Below are 20,945 nucleotides of genomic sequence, written 5' to 3' on the forward strand. Positions count from 1 at the left end.
CCCTGCCATTCAGCCTGTCTCGCCCGCACCGCCGAGCGCCCGGCCGTACGCGAGACCGACGTAGCGCACGGCGACGAGATGGAGGTAGAAGGCGGCGAAGACCGAGACGACGCCGCTGAGGTCGTAGCTCCACACCGCGCCGACGGTGAGCCCCCACGCGAGCACCGCGGCGACGAACGCCCCGACGAAGGCGGCGAAGTACGCGCCGCTGGACAGCACTGCGGACACCGACCGCGGGTCGAGCGTGCCACGGAGGTCGCCGCCGTCCGCCAGCCGGAGGACGGCGGCCGGGAACACGTAGCTCACGGTCAGCGCGAGCAACAGCGTCGCGGTCGCCCCGAGGATCACGACGACGCCCGTGGTGGTGTCGGGGTCGGACCCGATGTCCGCGCCGGTCAGCCCCTGCACCGTCACCAGCAGGACGGCCAGCGGCGCGCCGAGGTAGACGAGGGCGACGACCCACGCGCGTCCCCCTTGCGCCAGCAGTTCCCGCGGGTTGTCGAACCCCGGGGGCCGATCGGTCCCGCTCACGGTCGACCGGCCGGCCCGGAGCAGGTAGCCGAGCAGCGCCGTCGCCGGGACGAGCGCGAGGAGGGCCACGACGAGCGCGGGCCACGCCGGGAACAACCCGGTGGCGTACCGCAGCAGCAACAGCGTGACCAGCCCGAGGATCCCGCCGACGGCGAAGGTGTCGGCTGTACGGTCGCCGCTGAACGGGTACTTCAGCGCGTCCGCCGCCATCATCGGTCGACCACCCCCTGCGTGGTCCGGGTCATCGGCATCACGACTCCTTGATCCGGGACCCGCCCGGCGGCAGGAAATGCTGGATGCGGTCGGGGCTGGCGACCTTGCGGACGAACGACGTGTCCGCGAACCGCTCCCGGAACTCGCGGTACAGCTTCTTCCCCACGTCGCCCTGTGCGAACTGGCCGGGTTCGACCTCGACCCACGTCTCGGCCTGCTCGCGGACGGCGGCCAGCGGTCCGCCGACCACCCGCGTCGACGGCTCGCAGGTGATCCCGACGGCCACGTCGGCCGGCACGTCCCGGAAGTACGTGCGGTCGCCACGGATGGCGAAGCCGCCCTTCTCCAGGAACTCGCCGCTTTCCGGCGTCTTGCTCACCTGATCCGGCGTCACCATGTACGCGTCGCCGGCGAACCGACCGTCCTTCCACACAGAGGAGTAGGAGACCGCGAACTGCGCTGCCTGCTCCTTGCTTGTGTCGGGGATGTCCACGTCCGTCGCGGACTCGCTCGGTCCCGTCGCCTTGAGCACCGTGACCGGACCGCCGTGGGCCTGCGCGTGGAAGAACAGGTCGCCCGGTTCGAGGTACTTCTTGACCAGTTCCTCGTTCTGGTCGGCGTCGCGCCCGCCGATGACGAGGAAGCCGTCGCTCGTGTGGAACCAGCGGAACCGCTCGAACCACTGCTCGGAGCGCCGGACGGGGATCGAACTCCGGGAGAGCCAGTCGATGTCCTTCGGCTCGTCTTCGTCGTCCTCGTCGTCCTCGTCGGGCCCGTCGTCAGCCTCCCACTGCCGCTTTCGTTCGCGGGCGGCCTCCAGGTCCTCGCGAGTGTCCTCGATGGCCGCTTTCGCGCCCTCCTTCTTCTCCTCGATGCGCTTTGCCTCGGTGTAGAGCCGGTCGGCGTTGTGCTCGACGCCCTCGCTCGCGTCGAGTTCGACCTCCGTGTCGTCGAGGCGGAGCGTCACGGTCCCGGCGTCGCCGTCGACGCCGACGACCGCTTCGGCGGCCGCGATGCCCCGGTCGGCCCCCTCCTCGAAGCGCGCCGCGATCTCGTCCCACGGCGTGTCGCGTTCACGGGCCTCCTGTACCGTCGACAGCACGTCGTCGACCAGCCCGTAGCGCTCGTACAGCAGTTCCGCCCGCTCCCGTTCCTCCTGGGCCTGCTGTTCGAACCCCTCGATCGCCTGCTCCTGCTGTTCGATGATCCGCTCGTGCTTCTCTATCTCCGCGTCGAAGTCCGGCGACTCGTCGACCTCCGGACTGTCGTCGTCCGCCGAGCGGTCGAGTTCGTGGAAGTACTCGTCGAGCGCGGCGTTGAACGTGTCGAACGACTCGCTCTCTATGTCCTCGTACTCGCTGAGCGGGAACGGCGTCACGTCGACGTAGCGGTCGTCCTCGACGTAGATCCGCGGGTCCAGATCGGCGTTCTTGAGGTCCTCGCGGAGGCGCTCGACGGCGGCGAACAGCGCCTCGTACTGCTCGTCGGTCGCCTCGTCGATGTCGGTCGTCTTCTCCACGCCGGCCCGGGTACAGACCTCCTCGGCGTACAGCCCGCCGAAGTTGTGCTGCGTCGCCAGCGTGCGCACGACGTCGGTGTCGGACTCTTCCATCAGCGCGACGAACCCGTCGTAATCCATGTCGAGCGGGTTCACCCGCGAGTCCGGGAACTCGTACTGCGACCCCGGCGCGACGGTGCGGGATTTGAGCCGCACGGTGTCCAGTGAGTCGATCACCTCGTCGTTCGGGTCCAGCACGGCGACGTTGCCCGGCCCGAACAGCTCCGCGATGATCGTCGTGTCCTCGTCGTCGCGCTCGAAGTGGAACTCGAGGATGCGGTCGAACTCGAACTGCTCGACGCCCGCGAAGTCCGCGCCCGAGAGCCGGTTCCGCAGCATCATCGCGAAGTTCGGCGGCCGGCCCGGCGCGTCGGGGACGTTGTCGGGGTCCGCGACGTAGGCGCGCTTCACGTCGCCGACCTCCACGAGCAGTTCGACGCGCCCGCGGTCGAAGTCCCGGAGTTTGAGCCGCAGGAAGTCGTCGCCGTAGAGGTAGGCCTTGTCGACCTTCGCGCCCTCGTATCCGCCGAGTTCCCCGACGAGCGCCGCGAGGTCGACGCTCGTTAGCTCCCGCTTTGCGTCCATACGCCACAGGTCCGTTCCCCGGGGCAAAGACGTGTCGCTCCGCGATGCGTACAGCCACGGCGATCGCAGGCCCCGGAGGTCCGGGACCCCTGGCGGTTTTTTGTCCGGTATGTCGATCTGACATAATCTTTTTCCGTGAGGGGTTCTAACTGTTGACACATATTCGGACCGTCAGTGAGACGGTACTGACCATCGTCCAATGAGCGAAACCGATTCCGATGATACGACCGCCGACAACCCCTCCTACGTCGCCGAACACGACTGGGAGGGGGACGAATCACTCGCCGCAACGATCGTTTCCGCTGTCGCCGCCATCCGGAACGTCGAACCGACGGCGGTCGAACCGCTGAACGAGACGGTCGACCCGGACGCGCTGAACGACATCTTCGACGCGCGACACAACGGCGGCGACCGATCCGGGCCGACGCTGTCGTTCCGGCTCAGCGGCTGTGACGTGACGGTCCACGCCGACGGCCGCGTCGTCGTCGTGCCGCCCGAGGACGAGTGACCTACAGCCGTTTGCTCACGTACGGCCCGTCCTGATAGTAGCCCAACTTCTCGCGGTAGTACTCGACCTTTTGCGCTGCGCTCGCTTCGCTCGCTCGGCAAAAGGTCGATCAAAACCGGGCGTGCTCCTTTCGCCTGACGGCTTCAGTCCGCGCGCCCGGCCGGTCGCTCGCTCCGCTCGCGCCCGGGACTACAGCCGCTTGCTCACGTACGGCCCGTCCTGGTAGTACCCCAGCTTCTCCCGATAGTACTCCCGTGCCCCGATACCGCTGATGACGCTCAGCTTGCCGTAACCGGCGTCTGCTGCCAGTTCTTCGGCTTTCCGGAGGAGTTTCCGGCCGTACCCCTTGTGCTGCCAGTCGTGGCTTTCGTCGCCGACTTCTACCATCGGGCCGTACACGTGCAGTTCGCGGACGAGCGCGGCGTCGCGCAGTTCGGCGCGCTGCGGGTTGCCCGGGAACCGCAGGCGGCAGAAGCCGACGAGCAGGTCGTTGTCCGGGTCCTCGTAGCTGATGAACAGCTCCGTGCCGCCGGCGGCCTCGTACTCCATAATATCGAGTTCGACGCTTTCGGGCACCTCGTCGTTCATCCCGACCTCGCTACAGCGGATGCAGTCGCAGGTCCAGCCGTGCTCGTCCATCCGCTGTCGGGCGAGCTGTCGGAGGTTCGACTTCCAGACGCCCGCGTCGATGAAGTCGGCGGGGATATCCCGCTGGACGCGCTGGAGGCGCGTGTACTTCGGGATCATCGACTTGATCTCGGCGACGAGTTCGGCGGCCTCGTCGTTGCCGAGGGGTTCGTACTCGTCGTCGTGCCACATGTCGTACGTCCGGGTGCCTCGGACCACGAGCGTCGGGTAGATCTTCAGGTAGTCCGGCCGCCACTTCTCGTCCTCGAACAGGCGGCGGAAGTCCTCCAGACACATCTCCTTGGTCATGCCGGGCTGGCCCGGCATCATGTGGAACCCGACCTTGAACGCGGCGTCGCGCAGGCGGCGGTTGGCGTCGATGGAGGCCTGCGCGCCGTGGCCGCGGTGCATCTCGCGGTTGATGCGTTCGAACGTCGTCTGGACGCCCACCTCGACTTTCGTGCCGCCGAGGCGGAGCATCCGGTTTATCTGCTCCTGGTCGCACCAGTCGGGCTTGGTCTCGAACGTCGTCCCGATGTTGCGCACGTCCGCCGTCTCGTTGCGGGCGATCACGTCCTCGAGGTACTCGAAGTCGTACTCGTCGGGGTCCTGCGCGAAGCTCTCGTCCTCGGCCGGCTCGGGCTCCTTGTCGGCGTCGAACTCGTTCAGCGCCTGCAGCGCGCGCTTGACGAACCACTCCTGATAGTCGTGCGAGCGAGCGGTCATCGTCCCGCCCATCAGGATGAGTTCGACCTTGTCGACGGGGTGACCGATCTCGCGAAGCTGTTCGAGGCGGAGCCGCACCTGGCCGTAGGGATCGTAGTCGTTCTGGACGCCGCGGGCGGCGGCGGGCTCGTGGCCCGTGTAGCTCTGCGAACTGGAGAACTCCGAGGACGGGCCGCCCGGACAGTAGAGACATTTCCCGTGCGGGCAGTTGTGCGGGCTGGTCATGATGGCGACCGGCGAGACGCCCGAGGCGGTCCGGACCGGCTTCCGCATCAGCACCGCCTCCAGCTCCTCGCGGCGCTCCTGTGGCGCGTAGTCGAGGATCTCGGAGTTCTTCGGCACCTTCGGCGACGAGTGCTCCGAACAGACCTCCAGCTTCGCCGACTCCACGTCGTCGCGCTCCAGGTCGCCCGCGAGGATGCGGTCGACCAGTTCCTCACAGACCCGCTCGAACGCCTCCGACTCCGTGGCGTCCGTCTCGGTACTCATTGCCCTGCTATCGCGCCGTCGCGGGGTTAAGCGTGTCGCTCGGGGGAGGACGAACGGTCCTTGACGCCCGGCGCGGGTCGCCGGAGCCACAACGTTCCTATACGTGGGACACCATGTCAAAGTCAGTATGAAAGATCCGGGACGCGATTTCGTGCCGTCGTGACAGCCGTCCCGTGGCCGGCGGTCGGGGCGTTCGCGGGCGGGATCGGGACGCTCCTGCTCGTCGCGTACGTCCGCCGTCACCGGGGTAAGCCCGGCGTGAACTGGTTCGTCGCCGCGCTCTGTATGCAGGCGGCCTGGGCGCTGCTCCACGGCGTCGCCCTCCTGACGTTCGACCCCGCCGCGCGCAGGCTGCTGGAGACGGTTATCTGGGTGCCGGTGAGCACGCTGGGGTTCCTGTTTCTGGCGTTCTCGCTGGACTACACCGGACGGGGCGGGCTCGTCCGGTCGCCGTGGTTCGGACTCCTCGCAATCGTGCCGGGCACGGGCGTGGCCCTCGCCGCGACGAACTCCGTCCACGGCCTCGTCTGGACCGGCTTCGACGTCGAACCGGTGCTCGGCGTGGCGAGCGTGGACTACGCGTTCGGGCCGTCGGCGTACGTCATCGTCGCGTTCGGACTGGCCTTCGCCGCGGTCGGCGTGCTCCTGCTGGTCGAAACGGTGCTCAGCTACGGCCCCCTGTACCGCCGCGAGGCGGCCGCCGTCGCGCTCAGCGCCGTCCCCGTCGCGGCCGCGACGGCCGCGTGGGCGCTCGGCGTGGGACCGTGGCAGCCCCTCAGCCTGGTCACGCTCTCGTTCCTCCCGCACCTCGCGCTGGACGCGTACGCGTTCGTCGGGACCAACATGTTCGAGACGAACCCCACGACCCGCCGCGCCGCCGAGGAGGAGGCGATCGAGGGGCTCGGCAACCCGGTGCTCGTGCTGGACGCCAGCGACCGCATCGTGGACGCCAACGACGCCGCGCGGGAGCTGTTCGACCTGTCGAACCCGTCCTACCTCGGCGCGTCCGTCGCGGCGGCGGTCGGCTCCGGGTTCGATCCGGCCCGGGCGGAGACAGTCACCGCGACGCACCGCGGTCGTCGCCGCGAGTACGCCGTCTCGGTCTCGCCGCTCTCGGACCCGACGGGAACGGACGTGGGGCGGACGGTCGTGTTCCAGGACGTGACGGCGGAACTGCGTCGCGAGCAGCGCCTCGAAGTCCTCAACCGGGTGCTCCGCCACAACCTGCGCAACGAGATGACGACGATAGCCGGCTACGCGTCGATGATCGAGGACGAGGCGGCCGACGAGTCGCTCGGCGACGGCGCGGCGATCATCGCGGAGCGGGCGGCGGAGCTCGTCGACATCGGCGAGCGGGCCCGCGAGTTCGAGCAGGCCGTCGAGGGCGAGACGGGGAGTTCGCTGGTCGCCGTCGACGACGTGCTGGCGGACGCCGCGGTGGAGATCACCCGCGAGTACGGCGAACGCGTGACCGTCGGGGCGGCGGACCACGAGATCCGCACCGACCCGAGACTCCTCCGTCTCGCGGTCGAGAACTTGGCCGCGTCGCTGCTGGAGCGCGACGACGAAGCCACGGTCGAACTCTCGGCCCACGCCACCGCCGACGGGACGACGGTCCTCGTCGCCGCCGACGGGGCGGCCCTCCCCGAGCAGGAGGTCGCCACGCTCCGGGCGGAGGGCGAACGGCCGCTCCAGCACGGGCAGGGCATCGGCCTCTGGATCGCTCAGTGGAGCGTCGACACGCTCGGCGGGGAGGTAGCGCTCGCCGACGGGACGGACGGGCAGGTCAGGATCCGACTGCCCGCCGCGGAGGCGGGCCTGAACGAGCCGGCGTAGGCGTCCGTCTGAGAAGTGTGGGCGACGACTACGCGTCTATCTCCGCGGCGACCGCTTCGACGACGCCGTCCAGCACGGCGTCGCGCTCGCCGGTCAGGAACTCCAGGTGGCCGTCGCGGCCGCCGACGACCGTGATGCCGGCCTCGTCGGCGCGCTCGCTCGCGGCCTCGCCCACCGCGCGCACGTCGACTGCGTCGGTGCTGCGGAGGTGGATCTCGTCGTCGCCGACGCCGAGCGTGACGAACGGCCCGTCGTCCGCCTCGCGGCGGTGGAGTTCGTCCAGCAGGAGCGTCGTCGGCGGGAAGTCGAAGCGGTGCGTGAACGCGTCGGTGTCGAGCACGGCGAAGCTGACGCCGCCCGCCTCGCGCTCGTCGATGTTGCGCTCGGCGGTCTCGACCTCGGTTTCGAGTTTCTCGCGGAACTGCTCGCTGACGTGGGCCGCGAGGCTGTCGGCGTCGCCCGGCGCGTCGGCGTCGCCGAACAGCAGGTCCGCGACCAGTTCGCGCTTGTCGTCGTAGGACTGGTAGTACGCCTCCAGCGCGATCGCCTCGCGGCGCTCGCGGACGGCGGTCCCGTCGTAGCCGGCCTCGGTCGCCAGGTCGGCGTACGCCCCGGGGGCGTCCGTCCAGTAGCTCACTGCGGGCAGGTGGCGCAGGTCGTCGCGGGCGTCCTCGCGGACGTGCGCGGCGACGTTGGCCGCAAGGGCCGTCGTCGTGAGTTCCTCGGTGTCGCCCTCGTCGGCGAGCCCGGGGTTGACGACCGTGTCAACGTCGTCGACGATGGCCTCGTCGGGATGGCTCGCGTCGACGACGACGCGGCGCGCGCCGTACACGTCGAGCAGGCGGTAGCCGTCCGCCGACTCCAGCGTGCTGCCGGCGTCGACGAGGACGACCAGCGGGAGCTGCTCGCCGTGGCGCTCGCGGGACTCCAGCATCTGGGTCACGTCGTCGGTCGCGGCGTCCATGTCGTACACCGCGCCGTCGAGCGGGCGGCGCTCGAAGTAGTGGTACTCGGCGTCGGCCTGCGTGTGCTCCTCGCGGACCAGCGGCAGGACGGCGCGCTCGATGGCCGCGCCGGCCGCGTAGCCGTCGGCGGTCGCGCTGTGGCGGACGACGACGGGGCGGGCCGACAGCACCGCGCGGCGGACCGCTTCGGCGGCGTCGGCTATCGAGTCCTCCACGACGGCTGCGGGGTCGTCCTCGGCCAGCAGGTCGACCGAATCCGGGCGCGCCCGGTCGGTCATCGCGGCGGCGAGGCGGCCCTCCACCGCGGCGGCGTTCTCGCCGTCGAGAACGGCAAGATCCTCGGTCTCGACCTGCAGTTCGTCGTGGCGCAGTTCCACCTCGCCGTCGAGGCGGACGAAGTCGTCGATCGCGACCTCGGGGTACGCGCGGACGCCGGCCTCCACGAACGCGGCGCACTCGACGGTGCCGGTCTCGTCGCGGAGTTCGAAGATCGTCGGGCCGCCGGTCTGCCGGACGCCCGTCACCTCGCCCTCGATCCGCACGTCGTCGCCCACGCGGTCCGAGAGCGACTCGATCGGGACGCGCTCGGGGTCGGGCTCCTCGGTCGGCTCCGCGGCGGTCTCGTCCGCCGATGCGACGTCGGTCTCGGTCGCTGGTTCCGTCTCCGACTCGGCCTCCGTCTCCTCCTCGACGGCGTCGGTCGTCGTCACGGTACTGGCGCTCGCTGCGGCCGCGCCGCCCCCCGCGGGCTCCGCGGCCGCGTCTTCATTTCCCGACGCGCTCGCCTCCGGGGCGTCCGCGTTCGGGTCGTCGACGAGGGAACCGCGGAACTCGGCCTCGTCCTGCCGGATCGACCAGCCCAGGTCGACGTTGCCGTTGTCGCGCACGTCCGTCACCTGCACGTAGACGGTGTCGCCGGAGTCCCAGTCGAGCGTGTCGAGTCGCTGGTCGAGTTCGCTCTTGTGGAGCAGGCCGGTGACGCTGTCGCCGATGTCGACGAACACGCCGAACTCGGCGAAGCCGTCGACGGTCCCGCGGTAGTAGCGGCCGGGGGTGAGCTGGTTCGGGTGGTCGCCTCTGAACTCGAAAACTACGTCTTCCTCGTGGCTGCTGCAGATCCGCCCGTCAGCGGGCGTACCGCAGATGATACAGGTAGCCATTTGCTGGTGATAAATATCCCCGGCCTAAAACGGTTGTCGAATCGTCCCCGCCGGAACGGCCGTTCGTCGGCCCGAGCCGTGTGGTCACGGAACATACCCGAAGCGGCGACGCGGCCGCGCCGTCACTCGAACACGGGGCTGTCGTCCTCCAGCGCCGCAACGTCGTCGACGAGCGCGCGTACGTCCTCGGGGAACAGGGCGACCTGCACCTCGTTGCCCTCGTCGTCCTCGAAGACGAGTTTCACGCGCTTGTCACCGAACTCGCGGGCCTCGGCGCGCTCGACGTCGAACAGCTTCGCCTCGGCGGACTTGTTCGACGGCCCGACGTTTTTCACCGCGCCGTCTTTCAGTTCGACCATGAAGTCATCGATCTGCAGGGTGAGCACGGACGGCGGTTCGGCCGGCAGCGGCAAAACGGTACGGCCGTCGTGCGCCTTTAAGTGTCAGTCGCGCGTACTTCCGCCCGAACCATGGAGCTTACCTGGCACGGTCACTCGACCTGGCGCGTGGAAGTGGGCGACACGACACTGCTGATCGACCCCTTCTTCGACAACCCGCACACTGACCTCGACCCGAGCGACGTCGAGACACCGGACTACGTCCTGTTGACGCACGGCCACGCCGACCACGTCGGCCACGCCGGCGAGTTCTCGGACGCGACGCTCGTCGCGGTGCCCGAACTCGTCTCCTTCGCCGAGGACGAGTTCGGCTTCGAGGACGCCGTCGGCGGGATGGGGATGAACCTCGGCGGCACCGTCGAGTGCGGCGACGCCTACGTGACGATGCACCGCGCGGACCACACCAACGGCATCAACACCGGCTACGAGTACTCCGCCGGGCCGCCGGCCGGGTTCGTCGTTTCGGACACGAAGCCGACGCAGGTGTCCGACGAGGAGAGCGAGACGTTCTACCACGCCGGCGACACGGGGCTGATGACGGAGATGCGTGACGTGATCGGTCCACATCTCGAACCCGACGCCGCCGCCGTGCCGGCCGGCGACCACTTCACGATGGGCCCGATGCAGGCCGCCATCGCGGTCGACTGGCTCGACGTCGACCACGCGTTCCCGATGCACTACGACACGTTCCCGCCGATCGAGATCGACACGGACGACTTCGTCAATGAGGTCAGGGGGACCGGGAGCGACGCCGAGGTCCACGTGCTCGACGGCGACGAGACGTTCGACCTGACCGAAGGCTACTGACGGCACCGCGTCCGACCCACGAGACCGGGACCGTCCCCTCGAACTACTCGTTTTTCGCCCGCGACCGTGGCCGAACGTTCCGGAGCAACAACGCTTACGCCGCCGGCCGTCGATACACCGGACGCAATGGCAAAGGAAGTCCACAGCGTCTCCGAGGAGGGGTTCAGCACGACGAGCCAGATCCGCGAGTTCGAGACCACGATCGACGCCGAGGGCGAGGAAGCGCCCGACACGCTCGAAGCGCTGCTCGCCGCGTACGCCGCCTGTTACGTGCCCGCGCTCCGCGTCGGCGCACAGCAGCGCGACGCCGGCGACCTCGGCCGGATCGAGATCGACGCGACCGGCGAACTGAACGACGACGACAAACTGGAGTCGGTCAGCTTCGCCGTCTCGACGGACGCCGACCTGGACGACGACACGGGCGCGGCCGTCGCCGAGCGCGCGCACGAACTCTGCAAGGTCGGCGACGCCGTCAAGGAGAGCCTCGTCGCCGACGTGACGTTCGAGTAACGGACGCGTCGGCCGACCCGAACGTTCGGCGAGGGGAAACCATTTGTCCGTTCTCCCCTAACCGGGGGGTATGACCGACAGCGAGTGGACCGACCGCATCGTGGGGGACCGCATGACGGTCGACCAGGAGTTCTCGACGCAGGTGCGGAACTCGCAGTTCTCGAACCAGGAGTGGGGGATGATCATGACCGCCGTCGAACTTGAGATCGAGGACGCCGACGACCCCGACGCCGCTCGCATCGTCGCGGACACGAGCAAGATCGACCAGGTGCTCCCCGCCATCGACGAGTCCCGGTCGCAGATGAACCAGATGGGTGGGGCCGGCGGCGGTGGCTCCGGGTCGTCCGGCGGCGGGATCGTCGACGGGATCAAGGACGCGCTCGGTCTCGGTGGCGGCGGTGGCGGTGACGATGGCGACGACGGCCGGGAACGGGCGGCGGCGTCGCTCGCGCAGGCGTACGCCGAGGAGCTACAGTCCCACCTCGAACAGAAGGGCAAGTGGGAACAGATCCGGACGGTCGCCCAGGGCTAGCCCGGCTGCCGGAGCCGGGCGGGAACCGGTCACCCGTCGCCGGAGTGGAACAGCGTCAGCTCCTCGGCCTGATAGATGTTGATGAGTTCGTTGACAAGTTCGTCGTACGACTCGTCGTCGATGCGGAGGCTGTCGAGGCGCTCGATCGTCTCTTCGTCCAGTTGAACCTGCGGCATACGTGAGCCATGACCGCCGACGGGCTTAAACCTGAGCCGTCGCGGCCACGGTCTCTGGTGGTCACCCCGCGCTCACTCCTCGTCGCGAAGCTCTTCGAGTTCCTGCCGGGTCTTCTCGCGCCCCTTCCGGAACTCGCCGATCGCCTCGCCCGAGGACCGGGCGAGCTTCGGGATCTTCTGTGCGCCGAACAGGAGGCCGACGAGCAACAGGATCGCCACGAGTTCGACGCCGCCGGGCGCGGCAAACAGCGGTGTCGCAACTCCTGACATAGTTGCACCCACACGGCAGTACGGCGCGTCGGAAGTTGTATTTTCCGCCTGACGGGGCGGTGGTGTCGGCCCGATTCGCGGGCGGCCTTACAGCGCGTCGACGACCGCCTCGGTGACGTCCTCCGTCGTCGCGTCGCCGCCCAGGTCGGGCGTCCGGGGGCCTGCGTCGAGCACGTCCTCGACGGCAGCGCGAACGCGCGCAGCTTCGTCGCTGTGGCCGAGGTGGTCGAGCAGCATCGCGGCCGAGAGGATCATCGCGGTCGGGTTGGCGACCCCCTCGCCGGCGATGTCCGGCGCGGAGCCGTGGACCGGCTCGAACAGCGCGTTCTCCCGGCCGACGTTGGCCGAGGGGAGCAGGCCGAGCCCGCCGACGAGCCCCGCAGCGAGGTCCGACAGCATGTCGCCCGCGAGGTTCGGGCAGATGACGACGCCGTACTCCTCGGGCCGCATCACGAGATGCATCGCCAGCGCGTCCATCAGCGCGGTGTCGTAGTCGGCGTCGCGGGCGTCGCCGACCGCCTCAGCCGCCGCCAGGAACTCGCCGTCCGTCGTCCGCATCACGTTGGCCTTGTGGGCGATCGTCACGTCGTCGTAGCCGTTCTCGGCGGCGTAGTCGAAGCCGAACTCGGCGATGTCCCGGGAGGCGTCCTCGGTGATCACGCGGGTGAGCGTCGTCACGCCGTCGGTTATCTCGGACTCGATGCCCGAGTAGACGCCCTCGGTGTTCTCCCGGATGAACACGAGGTCGGTGTCGGGCTGGACCGCGTCGAGGCCGGGGTAGGACCGCGCCGGGCGGACGTTGGCGAACGAGCCGACGACCTCCCGGAGGGGGAGGATCACGTCGGCGGCCGTCTCGCCGGCCGCGCCGAACAGCGTCGCGTCGGCGTCGGCCGCGAGGTCGCGCGTCGCCTGGGGCAGCGCCTCGCCGGTTTCCGCCTTCACTGCGTCGCCCGCCTCGCCCTCGACGAACTCGAAGTCGGGGTCCAGCGCCGCCAGCACGTCGACTGCTGCGGGCGTCACTTCCTGTCCGATGCCGTCGCCGGGGATGACGGCGATCTGGTGGGTCATTGCTCTCCCTGACGCGTCGGTGGTTGGAAAGGGATTCGGTTACGGAAAATCAAGGAGAAAGCCCCGCGCTTCAGGGCGGGGAGGATGTCAAGGCAGGTGTCTCGAAGGACGGTTCGGCGAACGCGTGTCAGACCCGCTTGCCGTCCTCGACGTACGGGAGGCTCTCGGCCGTCTCGCGGATCGCCGCCTCGTTCGACTTCATCAGCGCGGTGGTGTCCCAGACGCCGTCGACCAGGGCCTTTCGCTGGGCGTCGTCGACGGTGACGTCGACGGTCTGACCGCCGTACGTGACCGTCTCGGCCTCCACGTCGAGGTCGATGTCGCCGTCGGGGTTCGCGTCGACCCAGTCCTGTAGCGTTTCGATCGTTTCGCTGTCGGCCGTGACCGTGGGGATGCCGAGCGCGAGACAGTTGCCCGCGAAGATCTCCGCGAACGACTCGCCGATGATTGCGTCGATGCCCCAGCGCATCAGCGCCTGCGGGGCGTGCTCGCGCGAGGAGCCACAGCCGAAGTTCGCGTTGACGACCATCACCGAGGAGTCTTTGAACCGGTTCTCGTTGAACGGGTGGTCCTTCGGATTGTCGTCGTCGTCGAAGCGCAGGTCGAAGAAGGAGAACTGGCCCAGTCCGTCGAACGTGACGACCTTCATGAACCGCGCCGGGATGATCTGGTCGGTGTCGATGTCGTTGCCGCGGATCGGCACGCCGGAGCCGGAGACGTGGGTCACCTCGGGGATCTCGACCTCGTCGGTCATGCGGAAGTCACCTCCTTCAGTTCGCGCACGTCAGTGACCTCGCCGTTGACCGCCGCCGCGACGACCATCCGGGGGTTCATCAGGACGGTGCGGCCGTCCTTGCTCCCCTGACGGCCGACGAAGTTGCGGTTCGACGACGAGGCACAGGCCTCGTCGCCCTCCAGCTGGTCCTCGTTCATCCCGAGGCACATCGAACAGCCGGCGTTGCGCCACTCGAAACCGGCGGCTTCGAAGATGTCCTTGAGTCCTTCCTCCTCGGCGGCTTTCTGCACGCGCTGGCTGCCGGGGACGACCATCGCGCGGACGTCGTCGTGGACCTCGCGGCCCTCGACGATGCGCGCTGCGCGGCGCAGGTCGGGCAGACGGGCGTTCGTACATGAGCCGAGGAAGGCCACGTCGATGTCGTACCCTTCCATCGTGTCGCCCGGTTCGACGCGCATGTGCTCCTGCGCGCGTCGGGCGGTGTCCTGCTTCTCCTCGGGGAGCGCCTCGGGTTCGGGGATGGGTTCGGTCACGCCGACGCCCTGGCCGGGGGTCGTGCCCCACGTGACGACCGGTTCGAGCTCCGACCCGTCGATGGTGACCACGTCGTCGTACTCGGCGTCCTCGTCCGATCTGATGGACTCCCAGTACTCCTTTCGCTCCTCGAACGCCTCGCCCTCTGGGATCTCGTCGCGGCCTTCGAGCCACTCGTACGTGGTTTCGTCGGGGTTGACGTAGCCCGCGCGAGCGCCGCCCTCGATGGACATGTTGCAGATCGACATCCGCCCCTCCATGTCGAGGTTCTCGATGGCCTCGCCGGCGTACTCGTACACGTAGCCGACGCCGCCCTCGGTGCCGAGGCGGCGGATGATCTCCAGAATGATGTCCTTCGCTTCGACGCCGGCCGGCAGTTCGCCGGTGACCTCGATCTTCCGGACCTTCTGTTTCTCCATCGCGACCGTGCCGGTCGCGAGCACGTCCCGGATCTGCGACGTGCCGATCCCGAACGCGAGCGCGCCGAACGCGCCGTGGGTCGAGGTGTGGCTGTCACCACAGACGATGGTCGTCCCGGGCTGGGTGAGCCCCTGCTCCGGGCCGATGACGTGGACGATGCCCTGGTCGCCCGTCGTCGGGTCCGAGAACTCGATGCCGGCCTCGCGGACGTTCTCCTCCAGTTCGGCCATCATCTCCTCGGCGGAGTCGTCGCCGTACGGCCGGGACTGGTCGGCCGTCGGGACGATGTGGTCGACCGTCGCGTGGGTCAGGTCCGGGTACGCGACCTCCAGGTCGCGCTCGCGGAGCATCCCGAACGCCTGCGGGCTGGTCACCTCGTGGATGAGGTGGAGACCGACGAACAGCTGGTCCTGTCCAGTCGGTAGCTCCGTCACCTTGTGCTCGTCCCAGACCTTGTCGTACAGCGTGCCCTGGCTCATCTGTCGGCTACGTCCTCCGACTCCGCGTCGTCGTGTTCGCCGCCGCGCTCGAAGACGCGGTTCGCCCCGTCGCCCTCGGGGGCGTCGTGGCTCACCTCGCGCATCTCGGCGGTCGGTTCCTCGTCGGACTCCGAAGCGTCATGCTCCCCGCCGTCGGCGACGACGGTTGGACCGCGCTGGAAGATCCGCCCTGTGCTACGGTCGTCGTGTGGATGCGTGTGGTCGATCTCTTTCATTTCAGTCATCGGCAGTCACCTGTTCTTTGTCGTTCTCGTTCCCCTGTTCCTCCGCCCACGCGAACAGGTCGCGCAGGCGCTCGCCCACGTCCTCGATCTCGTGGTTCTTCTCGGCCTCCCGGAGCTGGGTGTAGCTCGGGCGGCCGGCCTGGTTCTCCGCGATCCACTCCCGGGCGAACTCGCCGTTCTGGACCTGCTCCAGCGTCTCCTCCATGTTCTCCCGGACGCTCTCGTCGACGATCTCGTCGCCCTTGACTAGCCCGCCGTACTCGGCGGTGTCGGAGACCGAATCCCACATCTCGCCGAGCCCGCCCTCGTACATCAGGTCGACGATGAGTTTCAGCTCGTTCAGGCACTCGAAGTACGCCGCCTCCGGGCTGTAGCCGTTGTCGACGAGCGTCTCGTAGCCGTGCTTGACCAGCGAGGTGACGCCGCCACAGAGGACGGCCTGCTCGCCGAACAGGTCGGACTCGACCTCCTCCTGGAACGTCGTTTCGAGGACGCCCGCCCGGGCACAGCCGATCCCCTGCGCGTAGGCCAGCGCTTCGTCGGTCGCCTCGCCGGTCGCGTCCTGGTACACCGCCAGCAGCGCCGGGGTGCCCTCGTCCTTCTCGTAGTTGCGGCGGACGAGGTGGCCCGGGCTCTTGGGCGCGACCATCGTCACGTCCACGTCCTCGGGCGGCTGGATCTGGTTGTAGTGGATGTTGAACCCGTGCGCGAACTGGAGCGTGTCGCCGGGGTCGAGGTTGGGCGCGACCGCGTTCTCGTACACGTCGGGCTGGACCGTGTCGGGCACCAGCACCGAGACGACGTCGGCCGCCGCGGCGGCCTCGGACGGCGTCGCCACCGTCAGGCCCTCCTCCTCGGCGGCGGCCCGGGAGGCCGACCCCTCGCGGAGGCCGACGACCACGTCGACCCCGCTCTCGTGGAGGTTGAGCGAGTGGGCGTGGCCCTGGCTGCCGTAACCCAGGACCGCGACCGTCTTGTCCTCGATGTGCGCGCTGTTCGCGTCGTCCTCGTAATGTACCGTCGTGGTGAACTCGTGTTCGTCTGTCATCGTGTCTCCGTTGTCGCGTTCGTCTCGGTCGCGTCGCCGTCGGGCGTCGCGCCGCGTCGGTTCATCGCGTCTCCTCCGCGCCGCGCTCCAGCGCGGCGGTGCCGGTGCGGACGACCTCCCGGATGTCGAACCGCCGGAAGGTGTCGACCGCGGCGTTTATCTTCTGTCTGCTGCCCGTGATCTCGACGGTGACCGTCTCCTGGCTGGCGTCGACGGCCTCGCCGCCGTACATCTCCGCGACGGACTGGACCTGGTCGGGGGCGTCGCCGTCGACCTTGATCAGGGCCAGTTCGCGCTGGGACGCGGACGGGTCCAGCTCCGTCACCGAGATGACCGGGATGAGCTTTTCGAGCTGTTTCTTGGCCTGTTCGACGCCCGGGTCCGGCTCCTCGATGACGAGGGTGATCCGGGCGCGGTTCTCGTCCTCCGTCGGCCCGACGGTGAGGCTCTCGATGTTGAACTGCCGCCGGGAGAACAGCCCCGAGACGGCCGCCAGCACGCCGGGCTCGTGTTTGACCGTCGCCGACAGCACCGCGCGCCGCGGCTCCGGCTCCGCCTCGACTTCGGGGTCGATGCGGACGCCCTGCGAGTTGCGCCGTCCGTCGGGGTGTGGTCGCTCGTCCGGTGCCGCGCCGGGAAGTCCTCCTGTCATGCTTTGTCCTCCATTAGAGCTGGTCCAGATGGTCGGCTTGCAGTGCGAACTTCCCGTTTTTCCCGCCGCTGGGGACCATCGGGAAGACGTTCTCCTCGGGGTCGATGTGGAAGTCGATGACGCTCGGCCCGTCGTACTCGACGGCCGCCTCGACGGCGTCCTCGACGCCGTCGTAGTCCGCGACGGTATGGCCCTGTGCGCCGAAGGCCTCGGCGAGCTTGGCGAAGTCGGGACACCACGAGTACTCCGAGGCCATCCGGCGGCCCTCGAAGAAGCCGTCCTGCCACTGCCGGACCATGCCGACGTACTCGTTGTTCAGGACGGCGACGGTGATGTCCAGGTTCTCGCGAACCGCGACGGAAAGCTCCTGGATCGTCATCAGGAAGGAGCCGTCGCCCTCGAAGCAGACGACCGACTGGTCGTCGTCCGCGGCCAGTTTCGCGCCGATTGCGGCCGGCAGGCCGTACCCCATCGTCCCCAGCCCGTGGGAGGAGACCCACGTCCGCGGCTCGGTGTAGTTCCAGAACTGGAACGCCCACATCTGGTGCTGGCCGACGCCGGTGGTGACGACGGTGTCGTCGTCGGTCGCCTCGTCCAGCACCTCGACGACGAACTGCGGCTTCAGCGGCTCGTCGTCGGGCGTGGCGTAGTCCATCGGGTACTCCGTCTTCCAGGCCTGGACCTGCTCGCGCCACTCGGCGTAGCGGTCCGAGGGGTCCGGACGGCGGTCCAGTTCGTCGTCCAGCTGGTCGATGACGCGACCGGCGTCGCCGATCAGCGGGTAGTCGGCGTGGACGTTCTTGCTGATCTCCGCCGGATCGATATCGACGTGCACCACGTCGGCCTCCGGCGCGAACGAGTCGACACCGCCGGTGAGGCGGTCGTCGAAGCGCGTGCCGACCCCGACCAGCACGTCGCAGTGGGTGATTGCCATGTTCGCGTAGCCCGTGCCGTGCATCCCGGCGACTTCCAGCGAGAGATCGTCGTCCTCGGGGTACGCGCCGATGCCGGGCATCGTCGTGATGACCGGGATCTCGTACTCGCGGGCGAACGCGCGAAGTTCGTCCGTCGCCTCGCCCTTGATCACGCCGCCGCCGGCCAGGATGACCGGCTTCTCGGCGGCCGCGATGGTGTCAGCGGCGGCCTCGACGGCGTCGTCGTCGGCCTCCTCGGGCGGGTTGTACGTGTCCGGGGTCTGGGCTTCACCCGGTTCGACGTCAGTCTCGGCCTGGGTCACGTCCTTCGGCAGGTCGACCAGCGTCGGGCCCTGTCGGCCCTCGCTCGCGACGGCGAACGCCTCGCCGACCACGTCGCCGACGGTGTCCTCGTCGCCCGCGAAGTAGTTCGTCTTCGTGATGGGGTCGGTGACGCCGGTGGTGTCGGTCTCCTGGAACGCGTCGTTGCCGACGAAGTCCGTCGGCACCTGTCCCGTCAGCGCGATCATCGGGTCCGAGTCCATCGACGCGTCGGCGATGCCGGTGACGAGGTTCGTCGCGCCCGGGCCGGACGTGGCCAGGCAGACGCCGGGGTCGCCCGAGACGATGCCGAAGGCGTCGGCCGCGTGGGCCGCGCCCTGTTCGTGGGCCATCGTCACGTGGTTCAGGTCGGAGTGGAACAGCGCGTCGTAGACGGGCATGATCGCCCCGCCCTGGACGCCGAACAGGTACTCCGCGCCGGTGTTTTCGAGCGCGCGGACGACCGACGACGCGCCGGTCGTGACGCCCTTGGGCGCGTCCTCGGCACCTTCGTCGGTGTCGGCGGCGGCCGCTTCGGCCTCGGTCTGTGTAGTCGGGGGCACCTGTTCGCTCATCGGTACCCTCCAGCGTTGCGCGGCTGTCTCTCTGTCGGACGATGCTGTCGCGGACGCCCTGCTGCGGTCGGTGTGGCGGCGGGCGTCGGTGTCGGTTCGGTCGACGGTGTGCGTTCGGTGTTCATGGTCGGCGTGGTCGTGGTGGCCGGGTGATCCCGGTCGTCGGCGTCGGTGCGATTGTGGCGGTTGTCAGCGTCGGTGCAGTCGTGCCGGCCGTCAGCGTCGGTTCGGTTGTGGCGGTCGTCGTCAGCGTGGTCGGCACGACGGACCGGATCGCGCGTCGCTGAATGGCGGTCGAGTCGGAGTACGGTCGTGGATGTAGTGTTGCAGGGGCTAGCGAGCCCCTACAATGATGCCGAGAAGAGCGGGCAGGACGGCCGGACCGCTCGCGGACCGCGCGCGACCGGTGGTGGGTGGCCGTCTCATCGGTATCGGAACGTTGGGTGCCCGGAACATAACTCTTGTGCGCGGTGCAACGATTGCGGCCGGACGCGTTCCGGTCGGCACCGCACTCGTCGTCCTCGGCATCGGCCTTGGCCGTTCGGCCCGGTTCGCGTGGCCGCCGCTCTGCGGTGTGGCGGTCCACCCGTGGCTGCCGGGGGGAAGCGAACCGGGCGGACGGCATCAGGCGCGGACCTCCTCCTGCTCGCGCTCGACGCCCTCCTCCTTGGCGAACTCCTTCAGGTCCGTCATCGTGACGCGCTGTTTCTCCGCGCCGTAGTCCTTGACGCGGCGCGTCACGGCGCGTACCTGGTCCTCGGTCGGGTCGAAGCCCGCGTCCTGCAGGCGCTCCCGTACCGAGTGGTTACCCGTGTGCTTGCCCAGTACCAGCTCGCGCTGTGCGCCGACCATCTCCGGGGTCATGACCCCCGGCTCGAACGTGTCGGAGTTCTCGATGACGCCGGCGGCGTGGATGCCGCTCTCGTGGGCGAAGGCGTTGTCGCCGACGACGGGCTTGTTGCCCGGCACGTCGACGCCCGACTTCTCCTCGACCAGCCGCGACAGCGCCGTGATGCCGGTCGTGTCGATGCCGGTGTCGACCTGGTAGACGCTCTCGATGGCCATCACGAACTCCTCGTAGGCGGCGTTGCCGGCGCGCTCGCCGATGGAGTTGACGCTGACCTGCGCCTGGTCGGCCCCGGCCTCGATGCCGGAGACGGCGTTTGCCGTCGCCATCCCGAAGTCGTCGTGCGTGTGGACGTCGACGCGGGCGGTCGTGTGCTCACAGACCATTTCGATCAGGTCGTGGAACCGCCGCGGCGTCGCCACGCCGCAGGTGTCCGGGATGTTTATCCAGTCGGTGCCGGCCTCGGTGACGGCCTCGATGACCTCGACCAGGAACGACTCGCTCGTCCGGGTCGCGTCCATCGGGGAGAACATCACCTCGACGCCGGCGTCCTGCAGGCGGGAGACGGCGTCGACGGACCGCTCCACCACCTGCTCGCGGGTCGCGTGCATCGAGTCCTCGATCTGGACGTCGCTGGTGGACGCGAACACGTGCACCATCTCGACGCCAGCGTCGAGGGCTGCCTCGATGTCCTTGTCGACGACGCGGGCCAGCCCGCACACCGTCGTGTCTGTGCTGTTAGCGATGTCGCGCACGGCCTCGAACTCGGCGTCGGAGTTGACGGGGAACCCTGCCTCGATGACGTGGGTTCCCATCCGGTCGAGCGCCGCGGCTATCTCGCGTTTGTCCTCGTAGGAGAACGACGTGCGCGGCGACTGCTCCCCGTCGCGGAGCGTCGTGTCGAAAACTCGTGCGCCGTCTATCTCGCTAGTGGAATCTAACGTGCCCTGGAAGAACTCGATCCCCCCGGCTTGTACCGGAGGACGAACCCATGGACTGCGTGTTGCGCTCAGGCATGGTAACTGGACTGGGGGTCTCTCCGGTATATAAAACTGTCCCTGTGACAGCATCTATTGAATTTCCTATATTTGGAGTCCGCCGGACGCTTCGGCGGAATCGCAAGACGTAGTCGGCCTTACTGTGTTCATATGTCCTATTACACTACGCCATGATAGTGTTTCAGCGACAGCAATAGTCGACCGTGATACTGAATAT

Annotated in this window: 21 protein-coding genes; 6 read left to right on the forward strand and 15 right to left on the reverse strand. The window is 68.7% G+C overall.

Translation table 11 applies throughout. The features are described from left to right. Nucleotides 1–9: 9 nt before the first annotated feature. A complete protein-coding gene (locus D8896_RS06955) occupies nt 10–744 on the reverse strand; it encodes a DUF4013 domain-containing protein (RefSeq protein ID WP_121821369.1) in 735 nt (244 codons plus the stop codon). 37 nt (nt 745–781) lie between these two features. Next, the gene (gene rqcH, locus D8896_RS06960; protein WP_121821370.1) at nt 782–2,887 is read right to left on the reverse strand and encodes a ribosome rescue protein RqcH; all 2,106 of its coding nucleotides are present in this window, start codon (nt 2,885–2,887) and stop codon (nt 782–784) included. Nucleotides 2,888–3,086: 199 nt separating this feature from the next. Here rqcH and D8896_RS06965 point away from each other — a divergent pair, with 199 nt between their 5' ends. Beyond that, on the forward strand, nt 3,087–3,395 hold the full coding sequence (locus D8896_RS06965; RefSeq protein WP_121821371.1) for a HalOD1 output domain-containing protein: 309 nt from the start codon (nt 3,087–3,089) through the stop codon (nt 3,393–3,395). Between the two features lie 189 nt (nt 3,396–3,584). Here the strand turns inward: D8896_RS06965 and D8896_RS06970 are convergent, their stop codons facing one another. Continuing rightward, nucleotides 3,585–5,237, reverse strand: coding sequence for a tRNA uridine(34) 5-carboxymethylaminomethyl modification radical SAM/GNAT enzyme Elp3 (locus D8896_RS06970; RefSeq protein WP_121821372.1), 1,653 nt, complete (start codon nt 5,235–5,237; stop codon nt 3,585–3,587). 159 nt (nt 5,238–5,396) lie between these two features. Here D8896_RS06970 and D8896_RS06975 point away from each other — a divergent pair, with 159 nt between their 5' ends. Continuing rightward, a complete protein-coding gene (locus D8896_RS06975) occupies nt 5,397–7,073 on the forward strand; it encodes a histidine kinase N-terminal 7TM domain-containing protein (protein WP_162991487.1) in 1,677 nt (558 codons plus the stop codon). Between the two features lie 28 nt (nt 7,074–7,101). Here D8896_RS06975 and D8896_RS06980 read toward each other — a convergent pair whose 3' ends face one another. Together D8896_RS06980 and D8896_RS06985 are read right to left on the reverse strand one after the other, a co-directional pair. Next, a complete protein-coding gene (locus D8896_RS06980; protein ID WP_121821374.1) occupies nt 7,102–9,198 on the reverse strand; it encodes a DHH family phosphoesterase in 2,097 nt (698 codons plus the stop codon). A gap of 122 nt (nt 9,199–9,320) precedes the next feature. Then, on the reverse strand, nt 9,321–9,584 hold the full coding sequence (locus D8896_RS06985) for a hypothetical protein (RefSeq protein ID WP_121821375.1): 264 nt from the start codon (nt 9,582–9,584) through the stop codon (nt 9,321–9,323). A gap of 84 nt (nt 9,585–9,668) precedes the next feature. Between D8896_RS06985 and D8896_RS06990 the strand changes: the two genes are divergently transcribed. The 3 genes from D8896_RS06990 to D8896_RS07000 all read left to right on the forward strand — a co-directional run bounded on the left by D8896_RS06990 (nt 9,669) and on the right by D8896_RS07000 (nt 11,445). Beyond that, nucleotides 9,669–10,403, forward strand: a complete 735-nt coding sequence (locus D8896_RS06990; protein ID WP_121821376.1) for a metal-dependent hydrolase — start codon at nt 9,669–9,671, stop codon at nt 10,401–10,403. 126 nt (nt 10,404–10,529) lie between these two features. Next, entirely contained in the window at nt 10,530–10,913 is a 384-nt protein-coding gene (locus D8896_RS06995) for an OsmC family protein (protein ID WP_121821377.1), read from the forward strand. 70 nt (nt 10,914–10,983) lie between these two features. Further along, nucleotides 10,984–11,445, forward strand: coding sequence for a DUF5799 family protein (locus tag D8896_RS07000; protein WP_121821378.1), 462 nt, complete (start codon nt 10,984–10,986; stop codon nt 11,443–11,445). A gap of 29 nt (nt 11,446–11,474) precedes the next feature. Here the strand turns inward: D8896_RS07000 and D8896_RS19280 are convergent, their stop codons facing one another. From D8896_RS19280 to ilvB, 9 genes are all read right to left on the reverse strand, one after another. Further along, nucleotides 11,475–11,621, reverse strand: coding sequence for a DUF7557 family protein (locus D8896_RS19280; RefSeq protein ID WP_162991488.1), 147 nt, complete (start codon nt 11,619–11,621; stop codon nt 11,475–11,477). Nucleotides 11,622–11,693: 72 nt separating this feature from the next. Next, nucleotides 11,694–11,891, reverse strand: coding sequence for a Sec-independent protein translocase subunit TatA/TatB (locus D8896_RS07005; protein WP_121821379.1), 198 nt, complete (start codon nt 11,889–11,891; stop codon nt 11,694–11,696). 87 nt (nt 11,892–11,978) lie between these two features. Further along, nucleotides 11,979–12,959, reverse strand: a complete 981-nt coding sequence (locus tag D8896_RS07010) for an isocitrate/isopropylmalate dehydrogenase family protein (RefSeq protein ID WP_121821380.1) — start codon at nt 12,957–12,959, stop codon at nt 11,979–11,981. Between the two features lie 127 nt (nt 12,960–13,086). Next, nucleotides 13,087–13,713: a 3-isopropylmalate dehydratase small subunit gene (gene leuD, locus D8896_RS07015; RefSeq protein WP_121821381.1), complete on the reverse strand. Its 627-nt coding sequence runs from the start codon at nt 13,711–13,713 to the stop codon at nt 13,087–13,089. Continuing rightward, on the reverse strand, nt 13,710–15,128 hold the full coding sequence (leuC, locus tag D8896_RS07020; protein WP_121821382.1) for a 3-isopropylmalate dehydratase large subunit: 1,419 nt from the start codon (nt 15,126–15,128) through the stop codon (nt 13,710–13,712). Before leuC ends, leuD begins: the two co-directional genes overlap by 4 nt. Then, nucleotides 15,125–15,373, reverse strand: a complete 249-nt coding sequence (locus tag D8896_RS07025; RefSeq protein ID WP_121821383.1) for a hypothetical protein — start codon at nt 15,371–15,373, stop codon at nt 15,125–15,127. Before D8896_RS07025 ends, leuC begins: the two co-directional genes overlap by 4 nt. Further along, nucleotides 15,366–16,421: a ketol-acid reductoisomerase gene (gene ilvC, locus D8896_RS07030; protein ID WP_121821384.1), complete on the reverse strand. Its 1,056-nt coding sequence runs from the start codon at nt 16,419–16,421 to the stop codon at nt 15,366–15,368. The genes D8896_RS07025 and ilvC overlap by 8 nt, the downstream gene beginning before the upstream one ends. 61 nt (nt 16,422–16,482) lie before the next feature. Then, nucleotides 16,483–17,073, reverse strand: a complete 591-nt coding sequence (gene ilvN / locus D8896_RS07035) for an acetolactate synthase small subunit (RefSeq protein WP_121821385.1) — start codon at nt 17,071–17,073, stop codon at nt 16,483–16,485. Between the two features lie 13 nt (nt 17,074–17,086). Next, nucleotides 17,087–18,883, reverse strand: a complete 1,797-nt coding sequence (gene ilvB / locus D8896_RS07040) for a biosynthetic-type acetolactate synthase large subunit (RefSeq protein ID WP_121821386.1) — start codon at nt 18,881–18,883, stop codon at nt 17,087–17,089. A 149-nt stretch (nt 18,884–19,032) separates the two neighbouring features. Here ilvB and D8896_RS19285 point away from each other — a divergent pair, with 149 nt between their 5' ends. Continuing rightward, nucleotides 19,033–19,170 (forward strand): hypothetical protein, encoded by a 138-nt coding sequence (locus tag D8896_RS19285; RefSeq protein ID WP_162991489.1) that lies wholly within the window; start codon nt 19,033–19,035, stop codon nt 19,168–19,170. A gap of 337 nt (nt 19,171–19,507) precedes the next feature. Here the strand turns inward: D8896_RS19285 and D8896_RS07045 are convergent, their stop codons facing one another. Continuing rightward, nucleotides 19,508–20,800 (reverse strand): LeuA family protein, encoded by a 1,293-nt coding sequence (locus D8896_RS07045; protein WP_121821387.1) that lies wholly within the window; start codon nt 20,798–20,800, stop codon nt 19,508–19,510. Nucleotides 20,801–20,945 lie beyond the last annotated feature (145 nt).

The sequence above is a fragment of the Halostella salina genome, assembly GCF_003675855.1.
Classification (GTDB): Archaea; Halobacteriota; Halobacteria; order Halobacteriales; family Natronoarchaeaceae; genus Halostella; species Halostella salina.